This is a genomic window from Symbiopectobacterium sp. Eva_TO (assembly GCF_053848865.1).
The window spans coordinates 1,231,701-1,248,358 of the sequence record NZ_JBSPEY010000004.1 but is presented as its reverse complement, the minus strand read 5'-3'; the positions used below and the strand labels follow the sequence as shown (position 1 = coordinate 1,248,358).

General features: G+C 54.7%; 15 protein-coding genes and 5 pseudogenes. 7 read left to right on the top strand and 13 right to left on the bottom strand.

The window, feature by feature from the left end; genetic code table 11:
- Positions 1 to 29: 29 nt before the first annotated feature.
- A pseudogene (locus tag ACWWJF_RS08535) lies at positions 30 to 1,238 on the bottom strand (IS256 family transposase).
- Between the two features lie 61 nt (positions 1,239 to 1,299).
- Here ACWWJF_RS08535 and ACWWJF_RS08530 point away from each other — a divergent pair.
- From ACWWJF_RS08530 to ACWWJF_RS08520, 3 genes and pseudogenes are all read left to right on the top strand, one after another.
- Positions 1,300 to 2,013 (top strand): annotated as a pseudogene (locus ACWWJF_RS08530) (IS110 family RNA-guided transposase); the annotation flags it as partial.
- 72 nt (positions 2,014 to 2,085) lie between these two features.
- Entirely contained in the window at positions 2,086 to 3,009 is a 924-nt protein-coding gene (locus ACWWJF_RS08525) for an IS5 family transposase (RefSeq protein WP_455868634.1), read from the top strand.
- A gap of 55 nt (positions 3,010 to 3,064) precedes the next feature.
- Positions 3,065 to 3,202 (top strand): annotated as a pseudogene (locus ACWWJF_RS08520) (IS110 family transposase); the annotation flags it as partial.
- Here the strand turns inward: ACWWJF_RS08520 and ACWWJF_RS08515 are convergent.
- Entirely contained in the window at positions 3,149 to 3,388 is a 240-nt protein-coding gene (locus tag ACWWJF_RS08515) for a hypothetical protein (RefSeq protein WP_455868475.1), read from the bottom strand. The pseudogene ACWWJF_RS08520 and the gene ACWWJF_RS08515 sit on opposite strands and share 54 nt — an antisense overlap.
- A gap of 79 nt (positions 3,389 to 3,467) precedes the next feature.
- Between ACWWJF_RS08515 and ACWWJF_RS08510 the strand changes: the two are divergent.
- A pseudogene (locus ACWWJF_RS08510) lies at positions 3,468 to 3,779 on the top strand (transposase); the annotation flags it as partial.
- A gap of 7 nt (positions 3,780 to 3,786) precedes the next feature.
- Here the strand turns inward: ACWWJF_RS08510 and ACWWJF_RS08505 are convergent.
- The 8 genes from ACWWJF_RS08505 to ACWWJF_RS08470 form a co-directional block, all read right to left on the bottom strand.
- Positions 3,787 to 4,955 (bottom strand): IS3 family transposase gene (locus ACWWJF_RS08505; RefSeq protein WP_455868400.1). Its coding sequence is split into 2 segments (ribosomal slippage): positions 3,787 to 4,700 and positions 4,700 to 4,955, totalling 1,170 coding nucleotides; the frame shifts between segments, so codons are not numbered across the junction.
- A 128-nt stretch (positions 4,956 to 5,083) separates the two neighbouring features.
- Positions 5,084 to 5,551 carry a gp436 family protein gene (locus tag ACWWJF_RS08500; RefSeq protein ID WP_455869212.1) on the bottom strand — a complete coding sequence of 156 codons (468 nt, stop codon included), beginning with the start codon at positions 5,549 to 5,551 and terminating at the stop codon, positions 5,084 to 5,086.
- Positions 5,551 to 5,862, bottom strand: coding sequence for a capsid cement protein (locus ACWWJF_RS08495; protein WP_455869211.1), 312 nt, complete (start codon positions 5,860 to 5,862; stop codon positions 5,551 to 5,553). The genes ACWWJF_RS08500 and ACWWJF_RS08495 overlap by 1 nt, the downstream gene beginning before the upstream one ends.
- 44 nt (positions 5,863 to 5,906) lie before the next feature.
- The gene (locus ACWWJF_RS08490; RefSeq protein ID WP_455869210.1) at positions 5,907 to 6,836 is read right to left on the bottom strand and encodes a hypothetical protein; all 930 of its coding nucleotides are present in this window, start codon (positions 6,834 to 6,836) and stop codon (positions 5,907 to 5,909) included.
- Positions 6,829 to 7,905, bottom strand: a complete 1,077-nt coding sequence (locus ACWWJF_RS08485) for a peptidase (RefSeq protein ID WP_455869209.1) — start codon at positions 7,903 to 7,905, stop codon at positions 6,829 to 6,831. Before ACWWJF_RS08485 ends, ACWWJF_RS08490 begins: the two co-directional genes overlap by 8 nt.
- A 226-nt stretch (positions 7,906 to 8,131) precedes the next feature.
- The gene (locus ACWWJF_RS08480) at positions 8,132 to 8,587 is read right to left on the bottom strand and encodes a phage virion morphogenesis protein (RefSeq protein WP_455869208.1); all 456 of its coding nucleotides are present in this window, start codon (positions 8,585 to 8,587) and stop codon (positions 8,132 to 8,134) included.
- Positions 8,584 to 9,417 carry a phage head morphogenesis protein gene (locus ACWWJF_RS08475; RefSeq protein WP_455869207.1) on the bottom strand — a complete coding sequence of 278 codons (834 nt, stop codon included), beginning with the start codon at positions 9,415 to 9,417 and terminating at the stop codon, positions 8,584 to 8,586. The genes ACWWJF_RS08480 and ACWWJF_RS08475 overlap by 4 nt, the downstream gene beginning before the upstream one ends.
- 154 nt (positions 9,418 to 9,571) lie before the next feature.
- On the bottom strand, positions 9,572 to 10,270 hold the full coding sequence (locus ACWWJF_RS08470; protein WP_455869206.1) for a phage portal protein family protein: 699 nt from the start codon (positions 10,268 to 10,270) through the stop codon (positions 9,572 to 9,574).
- A gap of 47 nt (positions 10,271 to 10,317) precedes the next feature.
- On the opposite strand from ACWWJF_RS08470, the gene ACWWJF_RS08465 reads away from it, so the two are divergent.
- A protein-coding gene (locus tag ACWWJF_RS08465) for an IS3 family transposase (RefSeq protein ID WP_455868400.1) occupies positions 10,318 to 11,486 on the top strand; the annotation gives its coding sequence in 2 pieces (ribosomal slippage) (positions 10,318 to 10,573 and positions 10,573 to 11,486; 1,170 coding nt in all).
- Between the two features lie 20 nt (positions 11,487 to 11,506).
- On the opposite strand, the gene bioH is transcribed toward ACWWJF_RS08465, so the two are convergent.
- Positions 11,507 to 12,274 (bottom strand): pimeloyl-ACP methyl ester esterase BioH, encoded by a 768-nt coding sequence (gene bioH, locus ACWWJF_RS08460; RefSeq protein ID WP_455869205.1) that lies wholly within the window; start codon positions 12,272 to 12,274, stop codon positions 11,507 to 11,509.
- Between the two features lie 46 nt (positions 12,275 to 12,320).
- On the opposite strand from bioH, the gene gntX reads away from it, so the two are divergent.
- Together gntX and nfuA are read left to right on the top strand one after the other, a co-directional pair.
- Positions 12,321 to 13,019, top strand: a complete 699-nt coding sequence (gene gntX, locus ACWWJF_RS08455) for a DNA utilization protein GntX (RefSeq protein ID WP_455869204.1) — start codon at positions 12,321 to 12,323, stop codon at positions 13,017 to 13,019.
- A 106-nt stretch (positions 13,020 to 13,125) separates the two neighbouring features.
- Positions 13,126 to 13,701 carry a Fe-S biogenesis protein NfuA gene (nfuA, locus tag ACWWJF_RS08450; RefSeq protein WP_252320799.1) on the top strand — a complete coding sequence of 192 codons (576 nt, stop codon included), beginning with the start codon at positions 13,126 to 13,128 and terminating at the stop codon, positions 13,699 to 13,701.
- 52 nt (positions 13,702 to 13,753) lie between these two features.
- On the opposite strand, the gene malQ is transcribed toward nfuA, so the two are convergent.
- On the bottom strand, positions 13,754 to 15,859 hold the full coding sequence (gene malQ, locus ACWWJF_RS08445; RefSeq protein WP_455869203.1) for a 4-alpha-glucanotransferase: 2,106 nt from the start codon (positions 15,857 to 15,859) through the stop codon (positions 13,754 to 13,756).
- Between the two features lie 10 nt (positions 15,860 to 15,869).
- Positions 15,870 to 16,622, bottom strand: a pseudogene (locus ACWWJF_RS08440) (glycogen/starch/alpha-glucan phosphorylase); the annotation flags it as partial.
- Positions 16,623 to 16,658 lie beyond the last annotated feature (36 nt).

The window sequence follows — 16,658 nt, the reverse complement described above, 5'->3', positions numbered from 1 at the left end:
CTGTACATGATTCTGTGTAAATGCCTTTCTCAGTAGTGACCGTCCAGGCGGTCACCGAACTCGATAATAAAACGGCTCATTGCCATACGCCAGTCCCGCAGTGGCATCGTCCATTTCTGTTAGGCCGACTGGATTGCCAGCCACACCACCTTTTTCACTGCGTCGTCAGTCGGGAACACCTTGCGTTTTTTAATCGCATGCCGGATCACACTGTTCAGCGACTCGATGGCGTTGGTTGTGTAGATGACTTTGCGGATATCAGCCGGGTAAGCGAAGAACGTTGCCAGATTGCTCCAGTTCGTCTGCCAGCTCCGGCTTATCTGTGGATAGCGGCTGTCCCATGCGCTGGCGAATGCTTCCAGCGCCTGCTGGCCTGCTTCTTCCGTAGCGGCCTGATAGATGGCTTTCAGGTCGCGTGTGACGGCTTTGTAGTCCTTCCAAGAGACGAACCTCAGGCTGTTGCGTACCATGTGCACGATGCACAGCTGGATGCGGGCTTCCGGATACACCGCGTTGATGGCGTCCGGGAAGCCTTTCAGACCGTCGACACAGGCGATGAGGATATCGTTCAGGCCGCGGTTTTTTAGTTCTGTCAGCACATTGAGCCAGAACTTCGCGCCCTCGTTTTCGGCCAGCCACATACCCAGCAGTTCTTTCTGGCCCTCGATGTTGATACCCAGTACCAGGAACACGGATTTATTGATGACGCGACTGTCCTGCCGGACCTTCAGGATGATACAATCAAGGTAAACAATGGGATAGACTGCATCCAGTGGACGATTTTGCCATTCAGTAACCTGTTCCATCACGGCGTCGGTGACCTTCGAGACCAGCGCCGGTGAGACATCCGCGTCATACAGCTCGTTGAACGCAGACGCTATCTCGCGGGTGGTTATCCCTCTGGCGTACAGGGACAGGATTTGGTTATCCATCCCGGTGATCCGGGTCTGGTTTTTCTTCACCTGTTGTGGTTCGAAGGAGCCATAACGATCGCGCGGAGTACGTAGTTCCAGAGGGCCATCGCCGGTGGTCACGGTGTTTGTGGAATAGCCGTTGCGGGAGTTGGCCCCCGGTTTGGGCTGATTTTTATCGTAGCCCAGATGGTGGGACATTTCGGCGTTGAGAGCAGCCTCAACGCTGATTTTCTTCAGCAGGCGATCGAATTGGCTGAGATCGCCAGGGGTTTTGAGATTTTTGGCCAGTTCGTTAGCCAGAGCCTGCAACTGTTTTTCGTCCATAAATTAACCTGTTTTTGATGTTGGATTGAACATATCAAAATCAGGCAATTACACAAATTTATGTACAGGGTCCCATTTTATGGCTCGTCGGATCAGTGAGCTGGGGCATGAAGTAAAGTTGATCTCTCCGCAGTTTGTCCGCCCTTTTGTCAAGAGCAACAAGAACGATTTCGTTGATGCCGAAGCAATATGCGAAGCCGGATCACGCCCTTCCATGCGGTTTGTGCAGCCAAGAACTGAGGCTCAGCAGGCTATGCGAGCCTTGCATCGCGTCAGGGAGTCGTTGGTCAGAGACAACGTTAAAACGACTAACCAAATGCATGCTTTTTTACTGGAGTTTGGTATCAGCATGCCGAAAGGTATTGCGGTAATCAAAAGGCTTTCAGCTGTTCTGGCTGATAATGACTTGCCACCTTATCTGGCACAGTTGCTGCTTCGATTACACTATCATTACCAATATTTGGTTGGGCAGATAGCAGAGCTCGAAAAAGAACTTGGGCAGGCACTCTCTCTAGATGAAACTGGACAGCATTTAATGACCATCCCTGGTGTTGGACCGATAACAGCCAGCGTTTTGTCATCACAGTTAGGCGATGGCAAGCAATATGAAAACAGTCGTAATTTTGCCGCTTCCACCGGTCTTGTACCCCGCCAATACAGTACTGGAGGGAAGAATACTCTGCTGGGTATTAGCAAGCGTGGAGATAAAAACCTTCGCCGATTGCTTGTTCAATGTGCGCGGGTATTTATCCTAAGAATTGACCATCAATCAGGCTTTGTTGAATAAATAGAAAGTTTGGGTAATCATCGGATCAGATCACCATAGTTGTTTCAACATCAGGTCTCCATGGCAAAACAAAATTTTAAAATCACTAACTGGCCCTCCTATAACAAGGCCCTCAAGCAGCGCGGTTCTCTAACCGTATGGCTAGATGAATCAGCCATTGCTGCATGGACGGAAAAAACGACTACTGAACGGCGTGGACGACCGCTCCACTACTCAGATATGGCCATCACCACAGTCCTGATGATGAAACGCGTGTTTGGCCTTTCATTGAGGGCTTTACAGGGTTTTGTTGACTCGATTTTTAAACTGATTAAATTGTCGCTGCATTGTCCAGACTATTCGCTGCTCAGCAAGCGAGCAAAGACAGTGAACATCAGCATAAAAACGCCAACCCGTGGTGAAATCTCACATCTGGTCATTGATGGAACCGGCCTGAAGGTCTTTGGCGAAGGCGAATGGAAAGTCCGGCAGCATGGTGCCGACAGACGCAGGGTGTGGCGTAAGCTGCATCTGGCAGTAGACAGTGCGACGCATGAGATTATCTGTGCGGATTTGTCGCTCAGTGGTACGACTGATGCCCAGGCTCTACCGGCACTGATAAACCAGACCCACCGGAAAATCAGAGAGGCATCGGCTGACGGCGCTTACGATACAGGTTACTGCCATGATGCTCTGCTGAGGAAGAAAATAAGGCCGCTTATCCCGCCGCGAAGGGGGGCGCAATATTGGCCGGACCACTACCACGAGCGTAACCACGCTGTTGCAAATCAGCGCCTGAGCGGCAGCAACGATACCTGGAAAAAGAAAGTGGGCTATCACCGACGCTCAGTGGCTGAAACGGCCATGTTCCGGTTCAAAACGCTTCTGGGTGGTCATCTAAGTCTGCGTGACTACGATGCTCAGGTGGGTGAAGCCATGGCGATGGTCAAAGCGCTTAACCGGATCACGCTATTAGGAATGCCGAACAGTATTCGCATCACGTAACAATCGACCTGGGGGCACAGTCGTTACAAGTTCTGATTTATTCAACAAAGCCCATCAATCAGGGAGATTAGCTGATTGGGTAAGGTCTCAGTTGGGCAGGAAACATTCTTGCGTTGTGTGCTGTGCATTAGCAAATAAATTAGCTCGAATAGCTTGGGCAATAACGACACGAAATACCGTGTTTGAACAGTAATGCTGGTCTAACAGTCAGCAATTTAACGAAGTTACCCATCTGGTTTTGCGAAGACTGATTATTGATGACATGAACGGCCTGACGGCCTGATATAAAACCAAAAAATGAAAATGGCTCAATGAAGCCGATGGCCTTTTTAGGAATATCAGGTGCGAAACTCATCGTGGCGCGGGCATCCTTGGCCATAAAGACGCCGGATAGATTTAAGCAAGCCCACCATTAATCAAAGATCAGTGTTGCAAAAATGGGGGTGACCATAGATTCATTGAGGGCTTTACAGGGTTTTGTTGACTCGATTTTTAAACTGATTAAATTGTCGCTGCATTGTCCAGACTATTAGCTGCTCAGCAAGCGAGCAAAGACAGTGAACATCAGCATAAAAACGCCAACCCGTGGTGAAATCTCACATCTGGTCATTGATGGAACCGGCCTGAAGGTCTTTGGCGAAGGCGAATGGAAAGTCCGGCAGCATGGTACCGACAGACGCAGGGTGTGGCGTAAGCTGCATCTGGCAGTAGACAGTGCGACGCATGAGATTATCTGTGCGGATTTGTCGCACAGTGGTACGACTGATGCTGTAGTGGTCAACTAATATTGGCCACCGCATTAGACTGTATGTAGAACAGTCGCTCAGATTCGTTTGGAGTTAAGCCGCCGTTATACCAGTGAGGCCGGATAGCGCTGTAATACCCCGTGATGTAGCGGATAATCGCGTCCTGGGCTTCGCTGAAGCTGTTGTAACCCTTTGTCGGCACCCATTCTGTCTTCAGGCTGCGGAAGAACCGCTCCATTGGCGCATTATCCCAGCAGTTACCCCGCCGACTCATACTCTGCTTTATCCGGCAGCGCCACAGGGCTTGCCGGTATTGACGGCTGGTATAGTGGCTGCCCTGGTCGCTGTGGAACATGACTCCTGTTGGTTGTCCCCGGAGTTCCCAGGCCATCTGCAACGCTTTAACTGTCAGCGCCGAGTCCGGCGACGTCGACATGGCCCAGCCCACCGGTTTGCGGGCGAACAGGTCTAGCACCACCGCAAGGTAAGCCCAGCATTTGCCCGTCCAGATGTAGGTCACATCGCCGCACCAGACCTGATCCGGCGCGGTAACCGCGAACTGGCGGTTGAGATAGTTCGGTATTTCAACGTGTTCATTGCCGCCGCGTTTGTATTTGTGAGCCGGTCGCTGGCAGCTAGCGATACCCAGCTCCTTCATCAGCTTGCCAGCCAGCCAGCGCCCCATTTTGACACCGGAGCTGCCGGTGACGATGGTCGCGATACTTCGAGCGCCGGCAGAGCCGCCGCTGGCGTTCCAGGCTTCCATGACGCGACTACACTTAACCACGCGCTCACCGTCGGGTTCATTAGCGGAAGCCTGCCAGTGCCTGTAGCTGCTGCGATGTACCTCAAAAGTTTGGCACAACGCCGTGACCGGGTATCGCGCCCTCAGCCTGTCGACTACCGTGAACCGTTGAGTGAGTCCGACATTAAGAGCGCCGTAGCCTTTTTTAGGATTTCGTTCTCCATTTCAAGGCATTGGACTTTTTTCTTCATCTCACGCAGCTCGAGCTGTTCAGGGGTAAGAGGAAGTCCCGTTGGCGTTTTTCCCTGTCGTTCAAGGCGAAGCTTATTGACCCAGCGACTAATGGCAGAATGGCTGACATTAACCGCCTCTGCGGCCTTAACGTATGTGTAGCCGTGGTCGACAACCAGCTTTGCGGCTTCGAGCTTAAATTCCGCCGTAAAATGTTTACCCATGAGGTCACCTGTCGTGTTGATGAGGTGAGCATATCACCTCCGCTCAGGTGGCCAGTATCAGTGTGCCACTACAAGCTGCGGCAAGCGTTTTGTCAGCAGGACCAGGAGGGCGCGCATGATATCGAGCGTCATTCAAAATCCTCCAGTAAGCCACCCGGGCCGCTAAAGCGCGCGGCACGGGCACGGACATGAAAGGCCCCCGGCTCCGGGAGCACCTGACCACCGGCGGCGATACCTAACGTCAATTTTCCGTCACGCAAGGCTTCCAGCATTTTCAGGCTGCCGCGATACACCTCTTTTATCGCCTCGGGCAGTTGGCCTTCGGGACGACGCAGGTACAATCGATGCGTCACCAGATTGACCGCCATATCGCGCAGTACCGTGGGAACGCTCTCCAGCGGCAAGACGTAACGCCCGCGCAGATGGGCATCAATCAGCTCATCGGCATAGCGGATAGCGTCGTTAAGCACCTTGTCGTTGATCGCATTGGGCAACCTGCCCCCGGTCAAACCCTCGCCAGAGAAATCCTGCGTCAGCTGAACCAGCGTATGGTGTGAGAGCAATTGCCCGATATCGTCCGGGGTGCAGTAGGCCATCAGATACCTCTGACCATACGGATAATCTCGCCTGCGGCGGTGGCCGCATCCAATGCCACCCCCACCGTTGAAGCGGGCAGCCCGCCGCCGGTTAATGCGCTTTCTGATACCACCCGGCCTTCACTGTCGGCCTTGAGCAGCTCGCCGGCGCTAATCGCGGCACCGGCTTCTACCGCCATGATGCCCAGCACATTAATCGGCACGCTGTCCCCTTTTTTACCGGAGACCTCGGCGACACCCAGTTCCGTCCCGGTACCCTTAAAGGGTTTTGCCGTGATGCCCACCAGACGATGGGCGGTTAACTCCTCCACTGCCACCACGGTCGTGGTTAATACCACCTGTTGCGTGACCATGCTTACGCTCCTTTAATGCCGCTAATCAAGAAACCTGCCTCACTGCCCACCACCGCGACCTTGTAAATATCGGTGTAGCGGATATTGACCACCTTGCCGCCAACACTGTCAAAGCGATCGGCCAACGGCATCCCCTGACGGCGGAAGGTATAGCCAAAGGAAGGCATATGCTCATCCGCGCTATCACTGCCGACTGACGGCGCATTGACGACATGCAGCATCAGGTTGTCTTTCCACAGGTCGGTGGTGGTTTTACCGTCTTTCGCCAGCTGAACGGGTGCGCCAATCAGCACCTCATCCACCTGGAATAAATCTTTTAAAATTTCCGTGGTGATACGCTTGCGTTCATTGCCACCCAGTGCGTCTTGCAGCACCTTATGGAAGCGCAACAGCGCCATCACGCTCGCCCCCATGGTAATGACGTTGGGTCGCAGTCCAATATTGGCCCGCACCACTTCCATCCCGGCTTCAATATCTTTCAGCGGATCGCCATTTTTCTTGTTCCAGGCGGCCTCTCCCGTCAAGGCGTTGCTGGCATAGACTGAGGTCGATTGCGCCAGCTCCGCCACATACTGCTCATGGCGCAGCAAAATACCGTCGGTGGCGCGTTTAATCGCCTTGATTTCTTCATTGAACATCGATTCCGCCTGTTCGCGGTGATCGACCGGCACCGCCAAATCATGCTCATCAAGCACGATATCGGTGAACGTCTGTTTCTCTCTTAACAGAATATTGCTGTTGGCCCCGACCGCGCGTTTGGTTTCATACAGCGCCAGCCGTCCTTTACCAAAGGTCGGCACTTTGACCCCTTCCTTTTCTACCCTGACGAGAGGAAATAACTTCTCCCCAATCAGGCTGGCATTGCGGTATTCAGCGGCAATGTGGGTCAGCACCGGGTCGTTGGCCCGTTTGCTTTTTAAATAATCAGACATAGGACTCTCCTGACAGGCAGCGCTTCACCGCCGCTTCGTAAGGGATGGACTCACGCGCCTTAAGCGCCATCGCCTGTTGATGCAGCGTATCCGGATCGGATGCCCGCTCACTAAAGGTCAGACTGTTTTGCGGCGTGTTGCCTCTTCCCGGCACCGCCCGCTGACTAAAATCAACCAGCGGGGTAGCGCTGGTAAACAGAGACTTGACGGCATCAACCAGTGGTTGCGTTTTGCTGCCCTCACTGAAGGTCAACGCCTGCTCTTTGCCAGACAGCGCATCCAGTAACGCCACCATCACCGCTTGTCCGGCAGGGGCCAGGCGTGCTTCATTAATCAGACTTTCGGCAAACGCCACATTGACCTCGTGGGCGACGTTGGCGGCCTGCGCGGCCTTTTCGGCCTGATGGGCGCTAATCTGTTGCTTTAAGGCGGCGTTCTCGGCTTGCAGCCGTTGGTTTTCGGCTTCATTTTTTTCCACGGTAAGGTTCTCCGTTGTCAGGGGTGGCGTGATGAGCCTCGGCTCAGAAAAGGTGCTGGTCGCGGTGGTTAAGAGGGGCGTGTCAGGCTGGGTGCGCAAATAGTGACTGAGGAACGCCCGTAAACGTGCAAACAGCGGATCGTGATCGCCCTGCATGTCTTCACTCAATACGACGACCCCTTCTTCGCCTTCACTAAAGGTCACCGGCTTAAGGCCCTTGACCGCCGGCGGCTGAGCACCCAGGAAACCGACGTGTTGCAAATAGTAAATACCGGGCACCGGATTATGGGGGGAATCCGGCGCATAAAAGGCGGCTGAGAGTTTTTTGTAACGCCCACTGACCACGGACTCGGCAAATGTCGGCTCCAGTTGTTGGGGTTCGGCTATCAAATCACGTCCTTGCGCCGACAGCCGTTTGATCCAGCCATAAGCTGGTGCATTGGTCGTCGGATGACCGATCACTATCGGCGCTTCATGCAAAGCCGGATCATAGGCATTCGCACAGACATGCAAGTCGTTTTCACTAAATGTCACGCGGTCACCGGCTCCGGTAATATAGTGGCCTGGCTTGAGAATATGCAGGGGTTTCATGGCACCTCCATTGACTATCAGGATGACAGTCTATGTCGGGTTGGCTGATTTCCCTTTTAAAGGGCTTTAAAGATTTTCATTTGCGTATTTTTTGATGACAGAAGAATGATACGGCGGCTATCAGGGATAACCGCCTCAGGAAGGGGTTTATAAAGCTTTATAAAGGATGGAAAGGCTCTCAGGTATCGCATTGTATCATTTAAGCCCTGAGAGCCTCAGACAGCACTTAGCGGTGGGTGGCCTGTTGCAGGTAATCAAGCACTTCATCGAGCAGCTGGCGTTTAACCTCAGCGTCTAACTGTCCCGCTTCGGAGACCGGTAGATACGGACGCGGGGGGAGTGTCACCGAGTTACCCCTTCCAGCCTTACCGCCCAGTTGATGAATGCGGGCATAAACGCGATTGGTGCCGACCCGTGCCTGGTGCGCATCATAGTCCGGCGTCACGCTGCGGCGCAAATACCCGTCCCGGGAGAGCGTCATGCTCTGGCGGGCGAGTGCCGCGACCGACGGTTGCCAGCGTGGCCGCCCCTGTTCTTCAAAGTTCAGGTCGGTCGCCGTTTTCAGCGTTTCAGACCAGCGTCGCATCAGCGGGGTCAGGTCGTAAGCCGCTTTCTCCAGTTGCTTCAGTGCCTGTTTCAGGTCGTTATCGGTTATCTCAACCGACAGAATAGTAGCAGTCATTCCGGTCTCCCCAGGGTGTTGACGGCTAAGGCGTGTAACGGCCCCTGATAGCGGGTTAAGTCCGGTCGATACCCTTCACCGGGATTATACGACCAGCCGATATCCGGGGAAAACACCGTATGCGGGTCGAGCGTAATCTGCGCGACCGGCTGCATTTCGCCGGTTTTGCGCGAGACCACCTGCAACGACCAGCGCAGACGGTCACCGGACGTTTCCACCGTAAGCCCGCGCGCCTTAACGTCACGTGCAGACAAGGCAATAACGCTGCAGCGACAGCGCCAGCCATTGGGCGGATAAAGCGCGCGCCATACTGGGTCATCGGCAGGAAACACCCGGCCATGCAGCGCCAGATGGCTTTTGCGGGTACGGTTATCGCGTATCGCCACATACATCCAGTAGGGACGCGCCGCAACATTCTCCCGCATTTCAGCCCAGCGCCCAGCGTTGTACAGGGTAGTCAGATTGGTGCGATAAATGGTCTCCAGTCGCTGCGGGCTACCTAATTGCACCGTGACCGGCTCCCCGCTCACCGGGTCGGTGCTATCCTGCTCCCCCCACCATCCCTTGGCTTGCAGTGCCGGGGTCAATTCACGGGCAAACCACTGGCCGGTTTTGCCTTCCGCCAGGGTGGTTTCCAGCGCCTGATAAATGTCCTGCAGAATATCCAGTTGTGTCACCTTGGCCACCGTCGCGCTCTGCGCATGGGCTTGCTGCCAGACATCCTGCCAGTCCCAGGAAAAGGTAAAGCCTTTCGCTTTTAAGTAGGCTATCGCCCGTTTGGGCGGCAGGCTAAACAGCGCCGTCAGTTCGTTATCATTGAGTGTCGGCATGTAACCTCCCCCAGACGTTGGCAACAAACATCACCCGGGCTAAGGTCATATCGTTATACACATCTTTCTAACGCACTGTTTAATCAATGAGTTACGGGTTTATCTCAGAGTGGCATTTTGAACCTCAAAAAGCCAATGGGATGGCTTGAATGCCTTAATTCACGGGGTTCTGAGCATCCTGTTCAAAAAATGGCCAAAAGATGTGTATAACGATATGGGCTAAGGTCTCCTGGAGCGCGTCCGCCTGCATCTGTGGATACAGTGTGCTGAGCTGCGCTATCAGTTCGCGGGGAGCCACACCGGATTGCACCGCGTCAAATAACGGGGCCAGTAGCGGTTGCAAGGTGTTGTCCAGCGTGCCGTTTTTCATCAGGCTGTCCAGTGCCCGGTCAAGCTGCGCCTGGGCATCGTGCATGTTCTGCGTCTCGCCTTCGGCAAAGGCCAGCGAGGGAGCAGAGGGGGAAGGGGTTTCCTGTTGGCTTTCCATCAGTAAATCACCCGGTTGCAGGCCATATTCACGCTGATAGTATTGCGCGCTGAAAAAGCCGGCGGTTTGCGCCAGACTATGGTCACGTTTGGCCTGCACCTCATCAATGGTCTCCTGCTCCCACAGTCGCCAGGTCGGCACCGGCACATCACCAAAGTTCAGCTCAACCAGCCAGCGGAGTATCTGATTCACCGCACTCATCACCATCACCGCATCGCCATCGCGGATATCGGCGGCGACTTCGAGCCCGGCCTGGGCCGAGGCGTGATTGGTTTCGGCTTCGGTAGTCTGGTTCTGACCCAGCAGCGCAATGGTAATTTCACTGCGCGCCATCTCAATCTGTAGTGGCACACTGATACTGGCCACCTGAGCGGAGGTGATATGCTCACCTCATCAACACGACAGGTGACCTCATGGGTAAACATTTTACGGCGGAATTTAAGCTCGAAGCCGCAAAGCTGGTTGTCGACCACGGCTACACATACGTTAAGGCCGCAGAGGCGGTTAATGTCAGCCATTCTGCCATTAGTCGCTGGGTCAATAAGCTTCGCCTTGAACGACAGGGAAAAACGCCAACGGGACTTCCTCTTACCCCTGAACAGCTCGAGCTGCGTGAGATGAAGAAAAAAGTCCAATGCCTTGAAATGGAGAACGAAATCCTAAAAAAGGCTACGGCGCTCTTAATGTCGGACTCACTCAACGGTTCACGGTAGTCGACAGGCTGAGGGCGCGATACCCGGTCACGGCGTTGTGCCAAACTTTTGAGGTACATCGCAGCAGCTACAGGCACTGGCAGGCTTCCGCTAATGAACCCGACGGTGAGCGCGTGGTTAAGTGTAGCCGCGTCATGGAAGCCTGGAACGCCAGCGGCGGCTCTGCCGGCGCTCGAAGTATCGCGACCATCGTCACCGGCAGCTCCGGTGTCAAAATGGGGCGCTGGCTGGCTGGCAAGCTGATGAAGGAGCTGGGTATCGCCAGCTGCCAGCGACCGGCTCACAAATACAAACGCGGCGGCAATGAACACGTTGAAATACCGAACTATCTCAACCGCCAGTTCGCGGTTACCGCGCCGGATCAGGTCTGGTGCGGCGATGTGACCTACATCTGGACGGGCAAATGCTGGGCTTACCTTGCGGTGGTGCTAGATCTGTTCGCCCGCAAACCGGTGGGCTGGGCCATGTCGACGTCGCCGGACTCGGCGCTGACAGTTAAAGCGTTGCAGATGGCCTGGGAACTCCGGGGACAACCAACAGGAGTCATGTTCCACAGCGACCAGGGCAGCCACTATACCAGCCGTCAATACCGGCAAGCCCTGTGGCGCTGCCGGATAAAGCAGAGTATGAGTCGGCGGGGTAACTGCTGGGATAATGCGCCAATGGAGCGGTTCTTCCGCAGCCTGAAGACAGAATGGGTGCCGACAAAGGGTTACAACAGCTTCAGCGAAGCCCAGGACGCGATTATCCGCTACATCACGGGGTATTACAGCGCTATCCGGCCTCACTGGTATAACGGCGGCTTAACTCCAAACGAATCTGAGCGACTGTTCTACATACAGTCTAATGCGGTGGCCAATATTAGTTGACCACTACAAACAGAGCGGCGTTAGACACCAGCAAACGCGCAAACCGTTTCGGCGAAGGCATCAGGGTGGGAAATAAACGGTACATGCGCCGCCTGCGCCATCACCACTGAATCACTATCAGGCCAGCGTTCATCAAGCAGGCTCGCCACTTTACGCGGTACCAACCCATCCAGCGCCCCGTAAATACGCAGCATCTGCAGCGTCAACGATGCCATCGCCTCGCGCATGTCGGTCTGGCGCAAAATATCCAAGCCCCCTTCAAGCACCTCAATGCTCGGCATCGGCTGCTCCAGCACCACACTTTTTAGCAGGCGCGCATCCTGACGCGCACTGCCTGTGCCCAGCGTTTGCAATGCCAGGAACCGTTCCACGGTGCGCTGAAAATCTTCGCTAAGCTGCTGCTGAAAACCCTGCAACACCGTAGGTTTAATGCCGGGCCACTCCTCGTTGGCGCTGAAACAGGGGGAGGAAGCGACCGTGACCAAAGCACTGACACGCGCAGGCGCACTGAGTGCCGCCTGACTGGCAACCAGTCCGCCCAGCGACCATCCCAACCAGACAGCCTGCTCGGGTGCCTGTGCCAACACGATATCAGCCATGTCAGCAAGCGGTAACGCTCCATATCCCACACTACGGCCATAACCGGGTAGATCCACACAGTGCAGTCGAAAATGCGGAGCCAATCGCGCCGCAATACCCTGCCATACCTGCGCGCTCAGCCCCCATCCGTGCAGCAACACAAGATCGCATTTCCCTTCCCCTTCGGTGTGCCAGTAGAGCGTTGTCATCAATTATCTTCCTGCTAGTCGTTCGATATTTTGTTGCGAGGCTACTATGTTAACCATCGGCGCTAACTGCTGGCTATGCCAACAACCGCTTTATCATTACCACCACGGTATTTGCCGCTATTGTCAGCGCCATCTTCCAGCGCCGCCAGTATGCTGCCCGCGCTGCGGGTTACCCTCCGGCAATGCCACGTTGCCGTGCGGCCGCTGCCTGTATCGCCCACCATGCTGGCACAGCCTGACGTTTGTCTCCGATTACCGTCCACCGTTCACCACGCTATTGAAACAGTTCAAATTCCACGGGCGCATCGAACTCGGACAGGTGCTCGCGCGACAGATGTTACTGCGCTGGCTTAACGTATATCGCCTTGATCCTGAACGCGTTGAGAAACCCGATGTACTGCTCACCGTGCCGCTGCACCGCCGTCAGCGCTGGCGGCGCGGCTTCAATCAAACCGAGTTACTGGCCCAGCCTTTGGCACGTTGGCTGCGCTGTCGCTATCATCCACATGCGCTCAGGCGTGTGCGTCATACACCTCTGCAACAGCACCTATGCGCCTCTGAGCGGCGCTACAACCTGCGTCATGCGTTTGCTTGCGACCAGGATCTCTCCGGGCTGCGGGTGGCGCTGGTGGATGATGTGGTGACCACCGGCAATACGGTGACAGAGATCTGCCGCGTTTTACAGGCGCAGGGTGTCGCGCATATTCAGGTATGGTGCCTGTGCCGCACGCTGCTCGATGCGTGAGCGCCTTTGTTGCCATAAATGGCATTTACCGTGAATGAATTGGAGTTAACGCCACGATGGGCGTATTATGACCGATAAGCGTAGTCAACTATTGAGTTAACCCACTATGATCCGTATTACCGACTCTGCACAAGACCACTTTGTCAAACTGCTGGTAAAACAAGAAGAAGGCACACAAATTCGCGTCTTCGTTATCAATCCGGGCACGCCTAACGCTGAGTGTGGCGTTTCCTATTGTCCGCCGGATGCGGTGGAAGCTTCCGACACTGAACTGAAGTTCGAGAAACTTTCCGCCTACGTGGATGAACTGAGTGCACCTTACCTGGAAGATGCTGAAATCGACTTCGTTACCGATCAGTTGGGCTCTCAACTGACGCTGAAAGCGCCTAACGCAAAAATGCGCAAAGTGGGTGACGATGCGCCGTTGATGGAACGCGTGGAGTATGTGTTGCAATCCCAGATCAACCCTCAGTTGGCCGGACACGGTGGTCGTGTAACTCTGATGGAAATCACCGATGATGGCTTGGCTATCCTGCAATTCGGCGGCGGTTGCAACGGCTGTTCAATGGTCGATTACACGCTGAAAGAAGGGATCGAGAAAGAGCTGCTAGAGAAATTCCCTGAGCTGAAAGGCGTGCGCGATTTGACAGAGCATCAGCGCGGCGAACATTCATACTATTGATCCACTGATCGCCATACTCCCCACGTCCCCGTGGGGAGTAAACCTCAACCCATCAACGCTCACTGGCTCCACTCGCCGTTTCAGGCGTCAAAGCCAAACCACGTCGTAGATCGAGATCGCGAATCAAACGTTCCAGGTGACGATCGCTGAATATTGATGTCACCGTTCTGCTTAGCTTGCGCCGCCAGTTAGGGTATTCCCGCGTGGTGCCGGGAATATTGACCGGTGTCGCCATATCCAGCCAATCTTCGAGTTGCAACCCCAGCAAGGCACTGCGGCTGTCCGCCAGGTAACGCTGCACACCACGGCTCAGTTGCGTACCCATCGCGGTTAACGCCGCATTGCGCCATACGCGCTGCGGTAATAGCTGATACTGATGCAGCGCATCCAGCAAGCCCTGCTTGGCGTTGTCACGCTGTTCCATCTGCTGCTGCAACGTGCGTTCATCGGGATAAAGGCCCAGTTCTTTGCCCAATGACAGATCGACGTTTTGCCAAAAGCCGCGCAACGTGGGCAGATCGTGTGTGGTAATAGTCGCCATCGACTGGCGCGGATAGTCGAGTGGAGCCCGAAAGTGATTGTGCTCATCCTGTTCAAAAAACAGCACCTTGTAAGAGTAAACGCCGCTGTCGAGCAGTTTATCCACAATCTCGGCCGGTACCGTCCCCAGATCTTCACCCACGACCAGACAACGCTGGCGTTGGCTCTCCAGCGCCAGCACAGCCAGTAAATCATCCAGCGGATAATGTACATAGGCGCCGTGCGTAGCGAGCTCGGCTTTGGGTATCCACCACAGGCGCAGCAGCCCCATCACGTGGTCGATACGCAATGCGCCACAGTGCGCCATGTTGCTGCGCAGCACATCGATAAACGGCTGATATCCCTGCGCCTGCATCACGAGTGGGTTCATCGGTGGCAGCGACCAGTTTTGCCCCTGCGGCCACAGCGGGTCGGGTGGCGCACCGATGGCGGCCGCCAGGCAGTAGAGCCGACGCTCATCCCAGGTTTCCGCACCGCCCTGCGCCACGCCCACGGCCATGTCCCGGTATAGGCCAATAGGCATCCCGAGCTGTTTACTGTGCGCAAAACACTCAGCCAGTTGCTCGCTAGCTACCCATTGCATCCAGCAGTAAAACGCAATCTCGTGCTCATTTTCCTGACAAAACGCTTTCACCGTATCGCCATGCACATCGTGATAACGCATTGGCCACTGCTGCCAATCGCCATAATTCTCACCCTGACGTTTGAGCCAGGTTTGCAACGCATCAAAGGTGGCTTGTCGTTGCAGGCTTTGTCCACCGCTGACCACAAATTGACGAAATGCGCTGACGCGCGGATCGAGCACGCTGCACGTCTTGAAGAAGTCGTATGCCAGCCGCAATGCGGCCAGTTTTTGCGCCATCACACCGCTGTAGTCAACCAAGCGTCCGGCACGCAATGCCGCTAGTTGACGCTGTGTGTCATCCTGTCGCCACCAGGCTTGCGCCTCTTTGCTCTGTTGAAAATCATCAATACGGTTGACGTTGATATAAATGATGTTCAACCAGTGACGGGAAGAGGGGCTGTAAGGACTGGCAGCCTCGGGGTCGACAGGATAAAGCTCATGCAGTGGATTCACGCCGATAAAGGCGCCGCCGCGTCGTGCCACTTGCTCTACCAGTTGGCGCAGATCGCCGAAATCGCCAATCCCCCAATTATCCTGCAAGCGCAGCGTATAAAGCTGCATGTTAACGCCCCACCAGCGTTTCCCTTGGGTTAAGGGCTCCGGCTCATAGCCACGCTGCGGCGCAACAATCATGCGGCAGGTCCAGCGCTGTTCACCGCGCATCAATATCAGTTCGTGATACCCCAGTGGTAAAGCATCCGGCAGCAGCAGTTCACTGCCGCCCGTGACGTTGCCCTGAACCTGCCCCCCGTTTTCATACATCAGCGTCCAACCAAACTCGCCGTCGCCTGAAAGGGGAATTAGCGCCGCCTTGCCCTGACGAAAAACCCGAACCGAAGGCAGCGGTGCGTTTTCGCAACCGCTCGTCGCCATCATGGCCAACAGTTGTTTTTTCACCGCAACATCGACAAGGTGCGTTTTACCATATGCATCAGTATAGGTATCGGCAACGCCGACAGGAGCGAACTTCGGGTTATCTACCTTGAATGACATCTTCCTTTCCTCAACAGCGCGCGTGCCAGATGCGCGTCTGATAATCATGAATCGCCCGATCGGCACTGAAAAAACCCATTCGCGCGGTATTCAGCACACACCGTCGCGTCCATTCCTCCGTTTCACGATACAGCGCATCCACACGCTGCTGCGCCTGGCAATAGGACGCAAAATCGGCCAACAACAGATAGGGGTCGCCCTTATCCAGCAGGCTTTCAAGCAACGGCGCAAACGCCGTTTTGTCGCCGTGGCTAAACGCACCGCTGCCCAGTTCATCCAGCAATGGAATCAACTGCGGCACCTGCTTAAGCACCACACCAGGATCGTAACCCTGTGACAGCACGCTTTTAACCTCATCCACCGTATGCCCGAAAATAAACAGGTTTTCTTCCCCTACTTCCTGCGCCATTTCCACATTGGCACCGTCCAGCGTCCCCACTGTCAGCGCACCGTTTAATGCCAGCTTCATGTTCCCGGTGCCTGAAGCCTCTTTCCCGGCGGTGGAGATTTGCTCCGACACATCGGCAGCGGGAATGATTCGTTCCGCCAGCGACACACGATAATCTGGAATAAACAGTATACGCAAACGATCTCTGACATGCTTATCCCGATTAATCTTCTCCGCTACGCTATTAATGGCGTAGATAATATTTTTTGCCAGCACATATCCAGGTGCAGCCTTAGCCCCGAATAAAAAGACGCGCGGAACTATATCCAGATGCGGGTTATCACGCAATTGGGGGTAAAGTGAAAGAATATGGAGGGTTATCATAAATATAAAAAAATAGATTAAAAATAG